Annotated in this window: 19 protein-coding genes; 15 read left to right on the top strand and 4 right to left on the bottom strand. The window is 36.2% G+C overall.

Annotation, left to right across the window (positions count from 1 at the left end):
• Positions 1–14: 14 nt before the first annotated feature.
• The 6 genes from ACKVEV_RS15115 (at position 15) to ACKVEV_RS15090 (ending at position 5,388) form a co-directional block, all read left to right on the top strand.
• Positions 15–1,070: a hypothetical protein gene (locus ACKVEV_RS15115; RefSeq protein ID WP_409367171.1), complete on the top strand. Its 1,056-nt coding sequence runs from the start codon at positions 15–17 to the stop codon at positions 1,068–1,070.
• 278 nt (positions 1,071–1,348) lie between these two features.
• Positions 1,349–2,299: an ABC transporter permease gene (locus ACKVEV_RS15110; protein WP_409367170.1), complete on the top strand. Its 951-nt coding sequence runs from the start codon at positions 1,349–1,351 to the stop codon at positions 2,297–2,299.
• Positions 2,292–3,245 carry an iron chelate uptake ABC transporter family permease subunit gene (locus tag ACKVEV_RS15105; protein WP_409367169.1) on the top strand — a complete coding sequence of 318 codons (954 nt, stop codon included), beginning with the start codon at positions 2,292–2,294 and terminating at the stop codon, positions 3,243–3,245. Before ACKVEV_RS15110 ends, ACKVEV_RS15105 begins: the two co-directional genes overlap by 8 nt.
• Positions 3,242–4,003 carry an ABC transporter ATP-binding protein gene (locus tag ACKVEV_RS15100; protein ID WP_409367168.1) on the top strand — a complete coding sequence of 254 codons (762 nt, stop codon included), beginning with the start codon at positions 3,242–3,244 and terminating at the stop codon, positions 4,001–4,003. Before ACKVEV_RS15105 ends, ACKVEV_RS15100 begins: the two co-directional genes overlap by 4 nt.
• Before the next feature lie 61 nt (positions 4,004–4,064).
• Positions 4,065–5,072, top strand: coding sequence for a siderophore ABC transporter substrate-binding protein (locus tag ACKVEV_RS15095; RefSeq protein WP_409367167.1), 1,008 nt, complete (start codon positions 4,065–4,067; stop codon positions 5,070–5,072).
• 1 nt (position 5,073) lies between these two features.
• Complete coding sequence (locus ACKVEV_RS15090) at positions 5,074–5,388, top strand: antibiotic biosynthesis monooxygenase family protein (protein ID WP_409367166.1); 315 nt, start codon at positions 5,074–5,076, stop codon at positions 5,386–5,388.
• Positions 5,389–5,640: 252 nt separating this feature from the next.
• On the opposite strand, the gene ACKVEV_RS15085 is transcribed toward ACKVEV_RS15090, so the two are convergent.
• On the bottom strand, positions 5,641–6,288 hold the full coding sequence (locus ACKVEV_RS15085) for a hypothetical protein (RefSeq protein WP_409367165.1): 648 nt from the start codon (positions 6,286–6,288) through the stop codon (positions 5,641–5,643).
• Between the two features lie 375 nt (positions 6,289–6,663).
• Here ACKVEV_RS15085 and ACKVEV_RS15080 point away from each other — a divergent pair, with 375 nt between their 5' ends.
• The 8 genes from ACKVEV_RS15080 to zupT all read left to right on the top strand — a co-directional run bounded on the left by ACKVEV_RS15080 (position 6,664) and on the right by zupT (position 14,087).
• The gene (locus tag ACKVEV_RS15080; protein ID WP_409367164.1) at positions 6,664–7,566 is read left to right on the top strand and encodes a polyprenyl synthetase family protein; all 903 of its coding nucleotides are present in this window, start codon (positions 6,664–6,666) and stop codon (positions 7,564–7,566) included.
• Between the two features lie 11 nt (positions 7,567–7,577).
• Positions 7,578–7,736: a competence pheromone ComX gene (gene comX, locus ACKVEV_RS15075; protein ID WP_409367163.1), complete on the top strand. Its 159-nt coding sequence runs from the start codon at positions 7,578–7,580 to the stop codon at positions 7,734–7,736.
• A gap of 23 nt (positions 7,737–7,759) precedes the next feature.
• On the top strand, positions 7,760–10,027 hold the full coding sequence (locus tag ACKVEV_RS15070) for a sensor histidine kinase (RefSeq protein WP_409370566.1): 2,268 nt from the start codon (positions 7,760–7,762) through the stop codon (positions 10,025–10,027).
• Positions 10,011–10,625 carry a response regulator gene (locus ACKVEV_RS15065; protein WP_409370565.1) on the top strand — a complete coding sequence of 205 codons (615 nt, stop codon included), beginning with the start codon at positions 10,011–10,013 and terminating at the stop codon, positions 10,623–10,625. Before ACKVEV_RS15070 ends, ACKVEV_RS15065 begins: the two co-directional genes overlap by 17 nt.
• Before the next feature lie 431 nt (positions 10,626–11,056).
• The gene (locus ACKVEV_RS15060; protein WP_409367162.1) at positions 11,057–11,956 is read left to right on the top strand and encodes a hypothetical protein; all 900 of its coding nucleotides are present in this window, start codon (positions 11,057–11,059) and stop codon (positions 11,954–11,956) included.
• A 41-nt stretch (positions 11,957–11,997) separates the two neighbouring features.
• Positions 11,998–12,129 (top strand): hypothetical protein, encoded by a 132-nt coding sequence (locus tag ACKVEV_RS15055; protein WP_409367161.1) that lies wholly within the window; start codon positions 11,998–12,000, stop codon positions 12,127–12,129.
• Positions 12,130–12,217: 88 nt separating this feature from the next.
• Positions 12,218–12,829 carry a phosphatase PAP2 family protein gene (locus tag ACKVEV_RS15050; protein WP_409367160.1) on the top strand — a complete coding sequence of 204 codons (612 nt, stop codon included), beginning with the start codon at positions 12,218–12,220 and terminating at the stop codon, positions 12,827–12,829.
• A 448-nt stretch (positions 12,830–13,277) separates the two neighbouring features.
• A complete protein-coding gene (gene zupT / locus ACKVEV_RS15045) occupies positions 13,278–14,087 on the top strand; it encodes a zinc transporter ZupT (protein WP_409367159.1) in 810 nt (269 codons plus the stop codon).
• A 57-nt stretch (positions 14,088–14,144) separates the two neighbouring features.
• Here zupT and ACKVEV_RS15040 read toward each other — a convergent pair whose 3' ends face one another.
• The 3 genes from ACKVEV_RS15040 to thrC are packed head-to-tail and all read right to left on the bottom strand — an operon-like array spanning position 14,145 to position 16,803.
• Positions 14,145–14,810 carry a 2-hydroxy-3-keto-5-methylthiopentenyl-1-phosphate phosphatase gene (locus ACKVEV_RS15040; RefSeq protein ID WP_409367158.1) on the bottom strand — a complete coding sequence of 222 codons (666 nt, stop codon included), beginning with the start codon at positions 14,808–14,810 and terminating at the stop codon, positions 14,145–14,147.
• 50 nt (positions 14,811–14,860) lie between these two features.
• A complete protein-coding gene (thrB, locus tag ACKVEV_RS15035; RefSeq protein ID WP_409367157.1) occupies positions 14,861–15,754 on the bottom strand; it encodes a homoserine kinase in 894 nt (297 codons plus the stop codon).
• Positions 15,751–16,803, bottom strand: a complete 1,053-nt coding sequence (gene thrC / locus ACKVEV_RS15030; RefSeq protein WP_409367156.1) for a threonine synthase — start codon at positions 16,801–16,803, stop codon at positions 15,751–15,753. Before thrC ends, thrB begins: the two co-directional genes overlap by 4 nt.
• Positions 16,804–17,007: 204 nt before the next feature.
• Here thrC and ACKVEV_RS15025 point away from each other — a divergent pair, with 204 nt between their 5' ends.
• Entirely contained in the window at positions 17,008–18,222 is a 1,215-nt protein-coding gene (locus ACKVEV_RS15025) for an MFS transporter (RefSeq protein WP_409367155.1), read from the top strand.
• Positions 18,223–18,341 lie beyond the last annotated feature (119 nt).

Below are 18,341 nucleotides of genomic sequence, written 5' to 3'. Positions count from 1 at the left end.
GAGGAGAGAAGTGATTGAAAAAGAGCTTGCAAATCGGCGGTGCATATGTAGGAATTATCGTCGGAGCAGGGTTTGCATCAGGGCAAGAAATCATTCAATATTTCACGAGTTATGGCAATAAGGGGATATTAGGCGCTCTTTTAGCGACACTATGGTTTGCTTTTGTAGGGATGTGTACGGCACAAATTAGTTCAAGGCTGCGGACCTCATCTCATAAGGATTTGATTTATCAAATTTCAGGTAAAACAATCGGCTTTATAATGGACTTTGTACTTTCACTTTTTTTGTTTGGTGTGTCAGTCATTATGTTCGCTGGCGCTGGCGCTACCTTTAAGCAAATGTTTGGACTACCTGTATGGCTAGGCAGCATTTGTATGATTGTCCTCACAATGATGACAGTGATGATGAATGTCAAAAGCATTATCAATATTATTGCCATTGCAACGCCTTATTTGTTAGCGGTTGTTACGATGATTGCCGTTTATTCCATAGCAACGATGGATCTATCATTTGCAGAGCAAACAGTAATAGCAGAACAACAATTACAAACATCCTCTAAAAGCTGGTGGGTCACAGCTTTGCTCTATATGTCTTTTAATATCGGTGTTTGTTTCTCGCTCCTTACGGTGATGTGTGGCGCTATTCGTAATGAACGTATTGCGGGTATGGGTGGAATTATCGGAGGGCTATTGCTAGGTGCATTAATTTTACTTATTCATTTTTCGCTACTCGCTAAAATGAACGTTATTGTTGGATTGGACATCCCAATGCTTGCATTAGCAAATGAAATTCATCCAATAGTAGGTTTCTTAATGTCATTTTCATTATTAGGAATGATTTATAACACTGCAGTTGGGATGTTTTATTCATTTTCAGTGCGATTTTTTAAACCGTCTAAGCCAAGCTTTAAGGTGGCAGTCATCGTTATGGGCATTTTAGGCTTTTTCGCTAGCTTAGTGGGCTTTACGACACTTGTATCGAAATTATATGCCGTAATGGGTTACTTAGGGTTTATTTTAGTAGCATGTATTATTTTCGCTTGGCTGCGAGGTATCAGAAGGGTAGCTTAAATAAAAAAGGTGATTGAGAAGAACATGTACTTCATTCTCAATTACCTTTTTATTTTTAAGAAAAAGAGAGCATTGTTTTCAATTGTAAAATTGCTCGTTTTTCTAATGTTTTTGTAGAAAAATCACAGTTTTCAAGTATTTCCAAATAAAGCGAGAACAATTCTCAATAGTAGGTTGACTGACAAAGAAAAGATGCTTATAATGAGAATCGTGAGTAATGATAATCATTTTCATCCGATAATAAATTACAAGCAAAAATGAATCTACCGGGGATTACAATGAAAATAAGATATCTTTTAACAGCAACTGTCGTGTTGTCTATAGTGTCGCTATTCATTGGTGTTGTCAATATTAAACCAAGTGACTTATTAGACTTCGAATCAGAAGAAACAAGACTATTTTTGATTAGTCGTGTACCAAGACTAGTAGCCATTTTGCTAGCTGGTGCAGGTATGAGTATTGCTGGTTTAATTATGCAAAGCTTAAGTAGGAATAAGTTCGTGTCACCAACTACAGCAGGTACTTTAGATGCTACGAAATTAGGTGTTCTAATTTCAATGATGTTTTTTACAAATGTCACGTACTTCCAAAAAATTTCCTTCGCTTTCATATTTGCTTTAGCCGGCACATTATTGTTTATGCAAATATTAAATCGAATAAAGTTTAAAGATGCGATTTTTATACCGCTTATTGGCTTAATGTTTGGTAATATTCTTTCGTCCATTACGACATTCTTTGCGTATAAGGCGGACATTATCCAAAACATTACTGCATGGTTACAAGGAGATTTTTCTTTAATAATGAAAGGCCGTTATGAGCTTTTATACATAAGTGTACCTGTGTTAATTTTAACTTACATTTATGCAAATCGCTTCACAGTGGCTGGAATGGGTGAGGATTTTGCCAAAAATCTTGGTCTTTCCTACAAATTCGTTGTGAACTTAGGGTTAGTGTTAGTAGCACTAGTTTCAACAACAGTGGTATTAACAGTAGGTGTGATTCCATTCCTTGGTTTGATTATTCCCAATATTATTTCGCTGTTCAAAGGAGATAATCTTGCAAAGACATTACCACACACGGCTTTACTCGGTATGTCATTCCTATTATTATGTGATATTTTAGGACGCGTCTTGATTTTCCCTTATGAAATTCCGATTAGTATGACGGTCGGCGTCATCGGAAGTGCCATCTTCCTATTTATGTTGTTTAGGGGGAGAGCATATGCGTAACCGTACGAAAATGTTGATCTTAATAGGACTAGCAGTAGTCGCTATGTTACTGTATGTCTTTTATGCTTTAAATGGGAACTATAGCTATGCGTTTCCACGTCGCCTCATTAAAGTGGTGGCGATGGCTTTAACGGGAATTGCCATTGCGTATTCAACAGTGGTATTCCAAACGATTACACATAATCGTATATTAACACCAAGTGTTATGGGGCTTGATGCTTTATACATGATGGTCCAAACAATTATTTATTACTTCTTTGGTTCTATGTCCATATTCGTCATTAATGCGCAATACAACTTTTTGCTAGCGGTTTCAGCAATGGTGATTTTTGCACTGATTTTCTATCGCGTATTGTTCAAAGAAGGGAAACGTCCGATTTACTTCCTGTTGCTTGTCGGTATGATTGTCGGAACGTTTTTAGGAAGTGTCACAACATTCTTCCAAGTATTAATTGATCCGAATGAGTTTCTAAGCTTACAAAGTAAAATGTTTGCAAGCTTTAATAATGTGAATTCCGATTTAGTCTGGTTAGCAGGTCTTGTTATTTTAGGTACATTCATTTATGGCTGGCGTCATATGAGCCAACTTGATGTTATGTCACTTGGTCGTGATACAGCAATCAATCTTGGTGTACCTTATGATAAGCTTGTACAACGCATGCTGATCGTATCTTCAATATTAATCGCCGTTTCTACAGCGCTTGTTGGGCCAATTACGTTCTTTGGCTTAATCGTAGCGAATTTATCGTATCAGTTTTTCAAGACGTACAAGCATTCTGTCATCATTGCAGGTTCTTGTGTAATGAGTATTGTTGCATTAGTCGGTGGGCAGTGGATGGTCGAGCGTATTTTCAAGTTCGATACAACACTTAGCGTTATTATAAACTTTGTAGGTGGTGTGTACTTCATCTACCTATTATTGAAGGAAAGTAGGTCAGCAGGATGATCCAAGTAAAAGAAATCTCTAAGTTTTTTGGGAAAAAGCCGGTCATTCAAAATGTTAGTGTAGACGTTGCGCCAGGAAAAATTACGTCCTTTATTGGACCGAATGGTGCAGGTAAATCAACATTGCTTTCAATGGTAAGCCGTTTACTTAATGCAGACACTGGGGAAGTACTACTCGATAAATCAGATGTGCGTCGATGGAAATCAGATGATTTTGCAAAGCGCGTATCGATTTTAAAACAGTCAAATTATATGAATGTCCGCCTGACAATACGCGAACTCGTTTCATTCGGTCGTTTTCCTTATTCTAAAGGGAATTTAAAACAAGAGGACGAGTTAAAAGTAGATGAGGCAATCGAATATATGAATTTAGCCGATATCCAGCATAATTATTTAGATGAATTATCAGGTGGTCAGCGCCAACGAGCATTTATTGCAATGGTCATTGCGCAGGACACAGACTACATTCTACTAGATGAGCCACTGAACAATTTAGACATGAAGCATTCTGTGCAAATCATGAAAATATTGCGTAAGTTGGTTGATGAGCTAGGAAAAACGGTTGTTATTGTGCTACATGATATTAACTTTGCATCTGTCTATTCAGATCATATTGTCGCTTTAAAAGACGGACGTGTAGTAAAAGATGGTCCGACAAATGACATCATTAACTCTGATGCGCTAAAAGAAATTTATGATATGGATATTCCAGTTCAAGAGCAAAATGGTTGTCGTATTTGTGTGTATTTTAACTCATAGTAACAATAGGTAGTGATCGCTATCTAAAAATATAAAAACAAACAATAAAGGAGATTTCACAATGAAAAATTGGAAATTACTTACGGTATTAATGGCAATGATGCTTTTAGTATTAGCTGCTTGTAGTTCAAAAGAAGATTCAAAAGAAGATGATAAAGGTTCAACAGATAATAAGCCTGCTGAAGAGCAAAATGGAGCGGCTTCTGCATACCCAATTACAATTCCAGGTAGTACAACTGCTGAAAATACATTTGAAGAAGTAACACTGAAAGAACAACCAAAAAATGTTGTCGTATTTGACTATGGTTTCCTAGATACTTTAGATGCTTTAGGCGTTGATGTAGCAGGTGTTCCACAACAATCAGTACCAAAATATTTAAGCAAATATGCTGACACTACTTATGTAAATGTTGGTTCTCTAAAAGAGCCTGATTTTGAAGCAATCTCTTCAATGAACCCAGACATTATTTTTATTTCAGGTCGTCAAGCATCTGCTTACGATGAATTATCTAAAATTGCCCCAACTGTATTTGTTGGTGTAGATAACGCTAACTTTATGGAATCATTTAAAACAAACACTGAATTAGCTGGTAAAATTTTCGGTAAAGAAAAAGAAGCTGCTGATGCATTAGCAGCTTACGAAGCAAAAGTAGAAGAAATTAAAGCAAAAACAACTGCATCTGAAGACAAAGCTTTAATCGTTTTAGGTAATGAAGGTTCATTATCTGCATATGGTCCTGGTTCACGTTTTGGTGTGATTCACGATGTATTCGGTATTAAACCTGCTGATGATAAAATTAAAGTTGATACACATGGTGATAACGTGAGCTTTGAATACGTTCGCGAGAAAAACCCAGATATTTTATTCGTAGTTGACCGTGATGCTGCTGTTAACCCAGAAGGTGAGTCTGGTACAAAAGCTGCGATTGAAAATGAAATTGTTGGAGCAACGAACGCTGCTAAAAACGGTAAAATTTTCTACCTTGATCCAGGATACTGGTACTTATCAGGTGGCGGTTTACAATCAGAAACTGAAAAAGCTGATGAAATTTTAAAGGCGTTTAACTAATATGTTTGTACAAATTAAACGTATGGTCGTAACAGAAGGTAATGCAGATAAAGTCGTTGAGCGATTTGGAGCTAAAAAAGATGGTCCTTCCTTACTTGAACAGCAACCAGGTTTTATCGACAAACAAGTGCTTGTGAAAAAAGTACGCCGCGGAGATGAAGAAGTGCTAATTATGGTTCGTTGGGAATCAGAAGAAGCATGGAAAAATTGGGAGAAGAGTCCGGAGCATATTGCTGGTCATAAAGCAAAAGCCGGTAAGCCGAAACCAGAATATATTATCGAAAGCGGACAAGATGTTTATTATGTAAAAGCTTAATAAGTTCTAGAGGTGTCTCAAAGTGTTTTGAGGCATCTCTTTTTTGTTGTTCTAAAAAAGTGATCTCGTATTTTTAATGAGGAAGGATACTGAATGAAGTTAAAGGGTGCAAAGGGATGGTAGGCAAGGGTTGTTTCGGTCAATTTTTGCCACACCTCGCCTCTATTTTCATGGCAGGGAGAAGTTGAGGTATTTAATAATAGTCCATGAAAAAGGACCTTTAAGAAGGGTGAATTTAATTAGCGCAACAGTTTAATGTTTAATGGACGTTTTATTCCAACTGTTGAATACAGAAGAAATATTAAAAGAAATTCCGTTATCATTTATGGATAATCCAGAAATACTACTTGGACAGTAATAATAGGATTTATTACGTTCGGACACCCGATCTAAAACTTTTGAAGATGAACTAGTATCTGTAGTATTAAAATTCGTTTGGAGAATTTCAGCGCTAGCCATGCTAATAGCGTTGCTGCTAAAGCTAGAGCTACTAGTTCCTTGTTTTTGTGTGCCTCGTGCATAAATGATATTATCGTTTGGTGATTTATATATAGTCGGTGTATGAATATTTAAGCCAGATGTAAATGGGCTCACTAAAGACAATAAGTCGTCTTCTGTGACTTTTATAATGTCAAACTGCGCCATATTCTTGTCTAGCTTTTGCTGAAAACTTTCCTCAAAACCTGGCATATTAGAAATAAAATTAGAAAGGGTAGGTTTATGTTTATACTCGGCTAGAGCTTCTTGGTAAGCTTGTTGCTCAGCTGAAATAATTAATTGTTCAATCGACCGTTGCTCATGTGTAGGCTTTTTAATAATAATCTCCTCTGTTGAGATAGAAATTGTGCATGAAAAAGTTTCTGTCAATATTAAAACGCTGTCATTTACTCTATTAACCACGTCCATCACCCCTAATATGAGAGAATTTATTTTGATAAATTTAACGATTATAAGGCTTCCATTACAAAGTGTGTTCCATATCATACAAATGAATTTTACTTATCTTTAGCGTAACATCAGTCGGGACGCCATTTCAATGGTCAGTTAACGCCAAAAACTGGCGGTCACATGATGAACCCGCCAAAAACATTGTCATTATTTTACAAAAAATGGCGTGATAATTATGACATCCGCCATTTTTTGGCGTTACTTATTTATTATTCATTGCGTTAAGTACAAAGAACAAGAAATAAGCAATATAATTGAAAATAATAGAATTATTTACCATTAATGAGTATAATATAGTACGATGTAGTTAATGGGGGTGGAGGACTATTGAAGGATATAGATAAACGCATTAATGACACATTGGATATTCTGATTGAAAATGAAGCGATGCTTGTTGATGAATTAAAGACTATGCTTAAAAGTTTTAAAAATGAAAAGGCAGTGATGGGGTATGCATTTGGTAAACTATGCTTTTGGCATTACGAAGCATTTGTAGATTGTTTAAATGACGATATTTATAAAGTTGCAGCAGCTATTGAACTTCTAATTTTGTCCTATGATATTATTGATGATTTGCAAGATAAGGATGCCGACTATATTTGGAGTGAAACACCTGAACTCTCTTTAAATGTAGCTTTAGCCATGCTCATTATGTCATCTCGAGCAATCCATGACACTTCTTTTGAACATAAACAGTTAGCTATCCTCTTGCTAGAAGAGTATGCATTTAGAAGTATTAATGGTCAGCAGTTAGATGTGCTTAATATTTGTCGAGATGAGCCATCTTATTTACAAATGATTGACCGAAAGTCAGGATCTTTGACAGCTATGAGTTGCCTTATTGGAGAGGCACTTGCAAAAGGTAAGGTAAGTGAGGAAATAGAGGAGTATGGGAAATACATAGGTATTATCCAACAAATTAAAAACGATATTCAAAGTTTAAAAACTTGGGGTCCTAAAAATGATTTATTAAACAAAAAATATTCATTACCAATTATTTACTTATTGGCGCAAAAAAATAGTATATCAAAATCTGTGATAAACTATTATAATGGAGATATAGTTACATTAATGGATAAAAATGTTATTAGAGATGAACTGACTAATGGTGGTGCAATACGCTATGCAATTACTATTAAAAATCTTCATAAGCTAAAAGCATTGAATATTCTTGAAAATGTTGCTATAAACAAAGTAGGTAAAGAATACCTAATAAAACTAATGAAATGAGGAGAGATTTTATGATTAATGTAATTCAGTATCTAGAAGAAAACCCAGCACTAGTAGCACTGATGAAAGAACAAAAAGTCGCATTAATTGGTGTTTCAGCAATCGAACAACAGGCAATACTTGACTCATTCGAAGAAGTAGTATGTTTAAGAGATCCTATTTGGAACTAAATTTTAATAATAGAAAACGCTTTATGCTTGCTATAAGTGTGTACATACTGCTAGGTTTCTACCTGCTATATGTACCTTATAGCAAGCCTTATTTAGGTATAGAGTTGATAAAAGAAAATGGCCACTGGGTTATAGAAAATTCACATGAGCAATTAGTGGATGGCCAAAAAATTTTAGCAGGGGATATTGTATTAAAGATCGATAATGTACAGATAGAGGCTGTTGCTTATATAGAAAATGATTTAACCATTAGGGCAGCGAATACACTAACGATTTTAAAGCCTGACGGAAAAATAATTGATATTAAACCAAGTAGTCTAGATTTTAAAGAGCGTTTCTATTCGATAGTGTTAATACCTGCTTGTTATTATTTTCTTACTTTAGTAGTAGTGTTATTTTTGCATTTTAAACAAGAAAACACATCACTTTTACGATTGCTGATTTTATTTATGCTAACGGTTTCGCTGGCGTATGTTAGTATTGGTGCTTCTGGTAGTCTTGATATCATTGGGATTATGACGAATCGGGGAAGTATGTTGCTATGTTTAGTATTACTTTTACATTTTTTAAGAAATTACTTTACATTTTTAGAAGCGAACTGGTTATTGTCTAACAACATTAAATTATTTTATATACTACCTGTTATTGCTATGATTCTTAGCTACATTGGTATCATCTATGATGATTTGCATAATTTACTTTCATATGTCGTGTTAGCCACTTTTTTACTTTTGCTTATTCTAATACTATGCATGTTACTGATTAGTTACTTTAAGTATAAATCACCGCAGTTAAAAGTCTTATTGAATAGTGTGATGATTCCTTTTCTTCCATTCTTGTTTCTTTATGCACTTCCTAATATTTTATTTCACCATCCTATACTTTCCGCTGAAATCAGTGCTTTATTTTTATTGTTAATTCCTTTTAGCTTTATTTTTACGCAGCTAGCGGAACGATTATTTGATATTGAATATCATATTACAAGACTTCGTTATTACGTCATATTTTCGTTGATTTTTACTATATGGCTTACGATTGGATTGTATTGGATTATGGGTAAATTGATCTCAATGACTAAACTATCGGCTATTTCACTTTTTACTTTTTTATCGTTAGTTGTTCTTTTCTACATAAAAGAGAAGGTAGATTATCGCAAACGAAAAATCTTATTTTCTACAAAAGGGGATTATATACACCAGTTATATACCGCTGTAGATCGCATTGGCAAGACGATTAAATTAGATGAGCTACTAGAAAAGTTTGCGCAAGAAGTTTCGTTGCACCTTGAGCTTGAGCATGTATTTGTATTAACTTATGATTATGATAAAAATCAATTTACTTCAAAGGTTGACGAAAAGATTCCGATAAATCCTATTGTCATGGAAGATTTAAAACTGGGCGAAATACGGAAAATCGACAAAGTCTATCTAGCTTTCCTACACCAAGATGCGCATTACAAACGAGCTTTAGTTTTAGGACATAACAATTCAATTCATTTAAAAGATGAAGAGCTATTATGGCTCGAATTGCTCCTGTTATATGTAAATAATTTTATTGAAAATACAAAAATGGTGGAAGAACTGTTAGAGGAACTAAAGCATATGAAGCAAGCAGATGAGGGTCAATTACCTTGGCTAAACAAGCTATTATGGCTAAGGTTTGAAGAGGAAAAGTATCAATTAGCTCAAGAATTACATGATACTAATTTACAAGAGCAGCTCCATATTGCTCGAGAAGTAGATGTTTTAATAAATGCAAAAGATACTACGGATATTCAGCAAAAGCTTGTAAAGGTACATAAACAAATGGTTGCATCTTTACATGATTTAAGAGCTTATTGTGAGAATTTGAAGCCCCCATTATTAGACACATTGGGGCTCAATGCAGCTTTAGAAAAGCTTATTCGAAAAGTAGCTGAAAGAGCGCATTTTATTTTAATTTATACAATAGATCGCCTGTATCTTGAGGATGAGCGCATGAATTTAATGATTTATCGTCTATTTCAAGAATTACTCAATAATGCTTTGAAACATTCATTTGCGACAACTGTGGAAATGCATCTCAAGGAAATGGATGATGGCTTTGAAATCATTTATCAGGATGATGGTGTAGGTTGTAATGTCAATGATATTATTGTTGCTGAATCGATGGGAATACGAGGAATGCAAGAACGTGTAAAAGCCTTTAATGGACAATTTTATATTGATTCTCAGATAAATAAAGGGATGTCTATTAGAATTATAGTGAAAGAAGGAAGTGACACACTTGATAACGATGCTCATAGTGGATGATCATCCTATAGTGTTAGAGGGAACTAAAAATTTATTTGAAGAAAATGAAGATATTTTAGTAGATACAGAAAGTGATGCCACTTCTGTCATACCGCAAATTAAAGATAAACCATATGATATTTATTTAATTGATATCAACATGCCTTTAGAAAATGGCATTCATTTAGCCAGAAATATTAAAGCAATCCAAATGGATGCATCGATTATTCTTTATACAGGGGATGATATCACAGATTATTATCCGCTTATTTTAGAAAGAAAAATAGAAGGGATATTAGCCAAAACAGCATCTAAAGAGCAGATCATCCGCACAGTACGTGCCATTGCAAATGGAGAAATTGTTTTGCCAAATAACTTCTTAGATTTTCTAGATAATCGATTTAAATTGCAGGAAGCAAAGCTTGATATTCATTTAAATGAGAAAGAAAAGAAAATTTTAAGATTAATTGCTGAAGGGCACACAAACAAAGCAATTGCTATTGAGTTAAATATTCCTCAACGAACTACTGAAAGATATTTGACACAACTATTTTCTTTACTTAATGTCGATTCACGGACCGAAGCTGTCAACCTTGCTGAACGAATGAATTTACTCTAGTTTTACGATATGTTATGATGATGGCTATTGTTATTTTATTCAATAAAAGGACGGTTATTAGGTGATATAAAAAAGCTATCCATTTATTTAGCATGAAATTTCCGGTTAATAAGACTAAATATCTATAAATTCGATTGCACACCGCCAATTTTTTGGCGGTGTTTTTTATATGTCCGCCAAATCGCGCCAAAAAATTAGTGAAACCCGCCAAAAAACTGGCGTAAACCCAACGTTGAAATGGTGGTATAAGTACTGGTACGCTTAATTTAAACGTGGTTAAGTAAATTTCCAATAGTGAGTAAAAATAGAAGAGTAGATATATCGTTATGAAATAACTAACTATTTATATAGTAGGGCATAAACATTTTAAAAAGTTACTAGTTAGACAGCATACTCACGATAAAAACTTTAATAAAGGTAGGCGTATTATTTTGAAAGTAGAACTTGAAAATATAATCTCTATAGATGAATCTAGTCAAGATCAAGTCATTAAAGTTTATAATCGCTACGGTATTTATGTAGGTGCGCCTGTAGTCAGAAAAAAAAATTTGAAGACTTCTTTTAATCCTATTTTTACTTTAAATGAAGAAGTGACGTATGAGCAGGTGGCAGCATTATATAAATCATTAGAAAACGAATTGGGTATTGTCTCTATTGGCGAACGTTTTTATTTCGACTTTTCTGATAGCGAATATGAGCAAACGCCTTTATTTACGTTAAACTCTACAGGCAACTCACCCGACATGTTTTTAGATGATAGGGGTACTTTATTTTCTATAAGTACTTATTGTAAGCAATGCGGTCTTATGGAAAAAGAACAATTATCTCCATTAGTAATCGATACTTCGCAAATGAAGGATCGTTATTTAGTCCATGTGAGTGGGTACTGGGTAGCTTCAGAAGAATTAGTAGCCTTAATGAAACAAGCAAATATTGAAGGCTATGAACTTTTAGAAGTTATTCATTGTGGATCAGATGAGGGGAAACAACTTGCTTATCAAATAATCCCGACTCAAATGTTGCCGTCATCTAGCTCCGAAAGAATTAAATTGTATTTTGCTACGGAGCAAGCGCCTTGTAAATGTGGATTAAGTGGTGTAATTAATGGACCTGATATTTACGATGCCAAGGATATTATGAATTTACATGGAGATGTATTCTATTCTTCAGAGTGGAGCCATGATGGACGATACCTTTATAGAAAAACAATATTTAGTAGAAAGTTCAGAGAGTTAATTATTAATAACCATATTTCTCGAGAAGTTAGAGGGGAAAAAGATCGGAATTTTGGACCGAAGGATTGGTTGTTTGACCCTGTATTATTAAAATAGGCTGAACGATAAAATGCTAAAAAGTAAGGAAGTGTTGCTGTATGTTTAGAAAAATACTACCTATCATTGCAATTTTATTTATTGTTGCATTAGCACTTTCGAATTACTTTCATAAACCGAATGAAGAATCGATTATATTTGCGAATATTATTAAGTATATTTTTATGTTATAAAGCAGATGTTGCATATATCCCTCAATTGCACGTATTTATGGTATGATGTGAAAAAACATTTCGTGATAATGCTTTGAGGTGAAATTTTTTGAAAAAATGGTCATATCCATTAGCAATTTTAACGTTAATTGCTTTTTTAGTGTTGCGCTACACATACCAAAGCGAAACGATTTTGCGCTTCGATAAAAAAATTGCAGACATGTTGTTTGGTAATCCATTTATAGAAGTTTTTCATCATATTGGAGAGCCTAAGTTTGTCATCTGGGTGGCAATACTATTAATTTTGTATTTAGCTTGGCTAGCAAAAAATTACCGGGGTATGATCTTTGTAGTGTTAACATTTGCCGTAGGCAATGTGCTAAATCAATCATTGAAAAATTGGGCACAACGACCTCGACCAGAATTAGAACATCAATTGACATCGTTCAGTTTTCCATCAGGACATGCTATGACCGGCATTCTGTATTTATTTACCGTTGCCTATTTGTTATCTGAAAATAACACGAAGGCACGTAAAATACAGCTTTGGCTAGGGGCAATTGTACTGACAATCCTCATCGGTCTATCACGTATAGCAGGAGCACGTCATTTTGCTTCCGATGTGTTAGCGGGCTGGTGTATCGGTTATACATGGTTTATCATTTGTGTTCTTTGGTATGAACGTCGTAAACGTGCATTTAAAAAAAGCAGTATTAAATAACAACACAAAAAAGAGCAGTACCATAAAAGGTACTGCCTTTTTTTAGTGCCCATTTTTAGTGCCAGGCACTCGAGCAATTCTGAATGTATTATGAAAAGCCAAGTAAAAATCCACGAAGACTCCTGCGGGAACGTACGGCACGTAAGACGTAACAGACCGCGCGAATGCGAGGGTTGTGGCTTACGACGTACCCGCGGAAAGTGTAGTGGATTTTTACGCTTTAGAAAAGAAACGATGCAAGGTATCTACACTAAGTGCCAGGCACTCGAGCAATTCTGATTTTTACGCTTTAGTAGGATGCCTCAGCAGAACTATTCACCGTACGGCCTATTTATGAAAATATGATTGTGATTTTACATTAAATATTTTCCTAGCAAAAAAGAATTGCATATAGGAAACTTTTGAGCTAAGATGAGTACAATAAAAAAAAGAGTAAAGGAAGAAGGAATTGGAAGGATCAATTTTATTTGCTTTAGGGTTAACTCTTTTTGCTGGGCTTGCAACAGGAGTAGGTAGTTTAATTGCATTTTTCACTTCACGAACGAATACAAAATTTTTATCAGTAGCACTTGGTTTTTCAGCAGGGGTTATGATTTATGTATCACTTGTAGAAATTTTCGTAAAAGCCAAGGATGCGTTAACCAATGCATTAGGTACAACGAATGGCTATTGGCTAACAATTGCAGGTTTCTTTGGTGGCATGTTATTTATTGCATTGATTGATAAGTTTATTCCGAAATCAACTAATCCTCATGAAGTTAAGCTTGTTGAAGATGTCAATGCCGTAAAACCACAACTAGATGAAAGTCACTTAATGAAAATGGGTGTATTCACGGCTCTTGCAATAGGGATTCATAACTTCCCAGAAGGCATAGCGACGTTTATGTCTGCTATAAACGATCCGAGTGTTGGTATTGCGATTGCCATCGCTGTCGCCATTCACAATATTCCTGAGGGGATTGCTGTATCTGTACCAATTTATTTTGCTACAGGAAATCGTAGAAAAGCATTTAAACTTTCTTTTTTATCAGGGTTAGCAGAGCCGGTAGGGGCATTTGTAGCGTATTTATTGTTAATGCCCTTTTTAACAGATGTCATGTTCGGTATTGTATTTGCTGGTGTTGCAGGAATTATGGTATTTATCTCATTAGATGAGCTATTACCAGCTGCACAGCGCTATGATGAAACGCATTTATCGATGTATGGCTTAGTTGCGGGTATGGCAGTGATGGCCATTAGTTTAGTATTATTAGCGTAAGAACTTTACTTACGAAGAAAAGGAATCTAGTCAATGATATCGGCTAGATTCCTTTTTTTATGCTTCTACTAATTTTTTCACTGTCTCCAAACAGTCATAAAAGGTGTTAAAGGGCTGATAAGGAATATGTAAATCTTTACAACGATCAATTAGTTGCTCTCTTGCTAAAACTAAATCTGCTTGTTTCGCCGCTTCAAAATCGGAAATAGAGTCTCCTATGACGATTTTAAAATGATCGTCTTGTGCCATTTTACGCATAACGGTTGGCTTACAACAGCCACAGCTTTGTGTTGTGACATTCGCACATTGTTCATCGCAACGATTTGGATAAACAACCGAAATTTGTTCTCCTGTAAAGTCTGCACTATTGCAATAAATACCTGAGAATGGACCGAATCTTTCAAGCATTGGTTGAATAAAAAAGTCGACACCACCACTGACGATATAAAATGGAATATTGTGCTCCTGCGCATAGCGGACAAAATCGCTAAAGCCTTCACGGATAACCGCAGTGTCCAACAAATATTGAATGATGTCCTCTTTTTGGTTAGTTGATAAAAGTTCAAACATAGCCGTAATGCCTTCTTTAAAGCTAATTTCTTGAGCCATCATGGCCTTGGCGATTTTTTCAGATTGTTCTGGAACGAAATGCGTCATAAGAGAGACAATATTATCTGTTTCGGTAATAGTGCCATCAAAATCACAGAAAATTATAGGTTTCACAGTACTTCCTCCTTCAAGAAAAAACGCCTACTTTAAAGTAGACGTTCGATTTATTTTACGCGTACACCATGTTCATCTGCTTGCGTTAGGATGATTTGATGTTCTGGGAATTTTGCTTGCATCGTTGTCACAAAGGTATCAGCAATAGCTGTTGGAATAATGGAAATGAGCGTCGGGCCCGCTCCACTCAAAGCTGTACCATACGCACCATGTGCTTTTGCCGCTGCTTTTATTTCTGCATATTGAGGAATCAATTTTGAGCGGAAAGGTTCATGGAACAAATCCGCTTCCATGTAGTGTCCTGCACGTTCAAAATCTCGGGCCATTAATGAAGCAGCCAACATATTTGCATTGGCAGAAGCGTGAACAGCATATGCACGCTCTAATTGTTTTGGTAAAACTGAGCGAGATTCGCTTGTTTTTAGCTCCACATCCGGTACGTATACAACAAAAGAAGCATGAATATCATTCACATGAAATGTATCTACTATCCCGTTATCATCCATTGAAGAAATCGTTAAGCCACCTAGTACCGAGGCTGTCGCATTATCAGGGTGCCCTTCAATTTGAGAAGATAAATTGAGTTTATCTTGTACGGTTAATTGTAAATCGCATAATTGGTTGGCTAGCTCAATACCTGCAACAATAACAGCTGCACTGCTCCCTAAACCGCGTGCTAGCGGAAGTTCACTCGCCATTTCAACACGGCAAGCAGGCAATGTCTTGTTATACTGATCAGCAATTTGTTTAGTAATACTGTACAGTAAATGTTGTTCCAGCTCAAATTCACTTGGACCGTTGGCATCAAGATGGATAATTTCCCAACTATCCTGTAGGGAAACATCTAATTTCAAATAAAGAGACAAGCCAAGTCCGATAGAATCAAAGCCAGGACCTAAATTGGCTGTGCTCCCAGGAACGGTGATTTGCCACTTTTTACTCATAGTACGCCCTCAATATATTTACGGATTTCTTCTTCATCATTTTTCAGTGCTACAACGTCTACTGTTGAAACGTTCATTGCCGTGTCAGGATCTTTTAAACCGTTACCAGTAAATATTGTTACGACTTTTGAACCTTTAGCAATTTTACCGTTTTCAACGGACTTAATAACACCTGCTAATGATGCAGCTGAACCAGGTTCGACAAATATCCCTTCAGTGCCAGCAATTAGCTTGTAAGCTGCTAAAATTTCTTCGTCTGTTACAGAGTCAATAATACCGCCAGACTCATCTCGTGCTGCTTCAGCAAATTGCCAGCTAGCAGGGTTACCAATACGGATAGCTGTTGCAACTGTTTCTGGGTTAGCGATTGGTTCACCTTTTACAATTGCTGCGGCTCCTTCTGCTTCAAAGCCGTACATTTTTGGTAAGCCTGACGCTTTCACATCGTTATATTCTTTAAAACCTTTCCAGTACGCAGTGATGTTACCTGCGTTACCAACAGGAATACATAAATAGTCTGGAGCAGCACCTAAGGCATCTACGATTTCAAATGAAGCTGTCTTTTGTCCTTCGATACGGTATGGGTTAACTGAATTGACAAGTGCTACTGGTGTTGTTTCACTTACTTGACGCACAATGTTTAACGCGTCATCAAAATTACCATCGATTTCAATAATTTTCGCACCGTACATTGTAGCTTGTGCTAATTTACCAAGGGCTACTTTCCCTTTAGGAATTACGACAATCGATTGAATACCGGCGCGAGTTGCATAAGCTGCCGCTGCTGCAGAAGTGTTGCCTGTTGAGGCACAAATAACACATTTGCTACCGTCTTCAATAGCCTTTGCTACGGCAAAAACCATACCGCGATCTTTAAAAGAACCAGTTGGATTTGCACCTTCGATTTTACCATAAAGCTCGATACCAAGCTGTTTAGATAGATTAACTAAATGTATAAGAGGCGTATTGCCTTCGTTTAATGTAAGTGCGGGTGTATTTTCAGTTACGGGTAAAAATTGTTTATATTCTTCAATTAGGCCTTTCCACATAACGTAACGATCTCCTTTTGTTCTCATAGAAAGAACAGTTGTTTTTGTATAAGAGACATTTTAACGCAAATGCCCCTCTATTTTCAATAGCATTTATTAAATTGTCTAAACAATTCGGTCTTTTGAATTTTACTTGTCACTTTCTCGAAACAACTGTATAGTAAACTCGTAATGTAAAGTCAAGTGTAAAGACAGGTGGTTAAAATGACAACGATAAAAACAAATCAAGCTATTTCGCGTAATAAGCTTTTAGGTGTTGCAGGTGTTGGCTGGCTCTTTGACGCAATGGATGTCGGTATATTATCTTTCGTTATTACAGCGCTTGCGGTAGATTGGGATTTAACAAAGAGTCAGATGGGCTGGATAGGCAGTATCAATTCTATTGGTATGGCTGTTGGTGCACTTGCCTTTGGTATTTTTGCCGATAAAGTCGGGCGTAAACAAGTGTTCATGTGGACGTTGATTTTATTTTCCGTAGCAAGTGGTATTTCAGCATTTACCACAACATTAATAGCATTTATGGTATTGCGCTTTTTAGTAGGCATGGGGCTCGGTGGTGAGCTACCGGTAGCATCGACGCTCGTTTCTGAAAGTGTCGAAGCAAAGGAACGTGGAAGAGTGGTCGTATTACTGGAGAGCTTTTGGGCAGCGGGCTGGCTCATTGCGGCGCTTATCTCTTATTTTGTTATACCTACATGGGGTTGGCGTGTAGCGTTATTATTAACAGCCATTCCAGCAGTGTACGCTATTTATCTTCGTTGGCATTTACCAGACTCACCGCAATTTACTGCGAAGGTAGAAGCGAAAAAACGTAGTATCTTTCTCAACATACGAGATGTGTGGTCGAAAAAGTATGCACGTTCGACACTTATGTTATGGGTACTGTGGTTTACAGTGGTATTTTCGTATTATGGTATGTTCTTATGGTTACCGAGCGTAATGGTCGGAAAAGGTTTTGATATGATTACAAGCTTTAAATATGTTCTGATTATGACATTAGCGCAGCTTCCAGGATATTTTACAGCAGCCTGGTTTATTGAAAAATTCGGACGAAAATTTGTACTTGTTTCCTATTTAATTGGAACCGCTGTAAGTGCTTTCATTTTTGGTAATGCAGAAACGATGGCAGTGTTATTAACATCAGGTATGTTTTTATCTTTCTTTAACCTTGGTGCATGGGGAGCGCTATATGCTTATACACCAGAACAGTACCCAGCAATCATTCGCGGTACAGGTGCAGGTATGGCAGCGGCAGTGGGGCGTATTGGTGGTATTTTTGGACCGCTATTAGTAGGATCTTTGTTAACTGCAGGTTATGATATCGGCTTTATATTTGCGATTTTTTGTGGCGCAATAATTATCGGTGTCATTGGCGTAGTATTTTTAGGTACAGAAACAAAACAAGTGGAATTAGATTAAAATAAAGAAAAGGGCCCGGGTCGTCGCTAAGGGGGAACTCCTGCAGGAAAGTGCACAATGAAATTGCAGCAGGAAATTGCGGCTTAAGCGGAAAGCGTCGTCGAAGCGACAACGAGGTC

This window comes from Lysinibacillus sp. 38-6 (assembly GCF_046245175.1).
Taxonomy (GTDB): Bacteria; Bacillota; Bacilli; order Bacillales_A; family Planococcaceae; genus Lysinibacillus.
This window is presented reverse-complemented; position numbering and strand designations above follow the sequence as displayed.

What these genes read in the sequence shown, in the direction of transcription:
- ACKVEV_RS15110 (WP_409367170.1), top strand. Translation starts at nt 1,349, where the DNA reads ATGAAAATAAGATATCTTTTAACAGCAACTGTCGTGTTGTCTATAGTG.
- ACKVEV_RS15105 (WP_409367169.1), top strand. Translation starts at nt 2,292, where the DNA reads ATGCGTAACCGTACGAAAATGTTGATCTTAATAGGACTAGCAGTAGTC.
- ACKVEV_RS15100 (WP_409367168.1), top strand. Translation starts at nt 3,242, where the DNA reads ATGATCCAAGTAAAAGAAATCTCTAAGTTTTTTGGGAAAAAGCCGGTC.
- ACKVEV_RS15095 (WP_409367167.1), top strand. Translation starts at nt 4,065, where the DNA reads ATGAAAAATTGGAAATTACTTACGGTATTAATGGCAATGATGCTTTTA.
- ACKVEV_RS15090 (WP_409367166.1), top strand. Translation starts at nt 5,074, where the DNA reads ATGTTTGTACAAATTAAACGTATGGTCGTAACAGAAGGTAATGCAGAT.
- comX (WP_409367163.1), top strand. Translation starts at nt 7,578, where the DNA reads ATGATTAATGTAATTCAGTATCTAGAAGAAAACCCAGCACTAGTAGCA.
- ACKVEV_RS15070 (WP_409370566.1), top strand. Translation starts at nt 7,760, where the DNA reads ATGCTTGCTATAAGTGTGTACATACTGCTAGGTTTCTACCTGCTATAT.
- ACKVEV_RS15065 (WP_409370565.1), top strand. Translation starts at nt 10,011, where the DNA reads ATGCTCATAGTGGATGATCATCCTATAGTGTTAGAGGGAACTAAAAAT.
- ACKVEV_RS15055 (WP_409367161.1), top strand. Translation starts at nt 11,998, where the DNA reads ATGTTTAGAAAAATACTACCTATCATTGCAATTTTATTTATTGTTGCA.
- thrB (WP_409367157.1), bottom strand. Translation starts at nt 15,754, where the DNA reads ATGAGTAAAAAGTGGCAAATCACCGTTCCTGGGAGCACAGCCAATTTA.
- thrC (WP_409367156.1), bottom strand. Translation starts at nt 16,803, where the DNA reads ATGTGGAAAGGCCTAATTGAAGAATATAAACAATTTTTACCCGTAACT.
- ACKVEV_RS15025 (WP_409367155.1), top strand. Translation starts at nt 17,008, where the DNA reads ATGACAACGATAAAAACAAATCAAGCTATTTCGCGTAATAAGCTTTTA.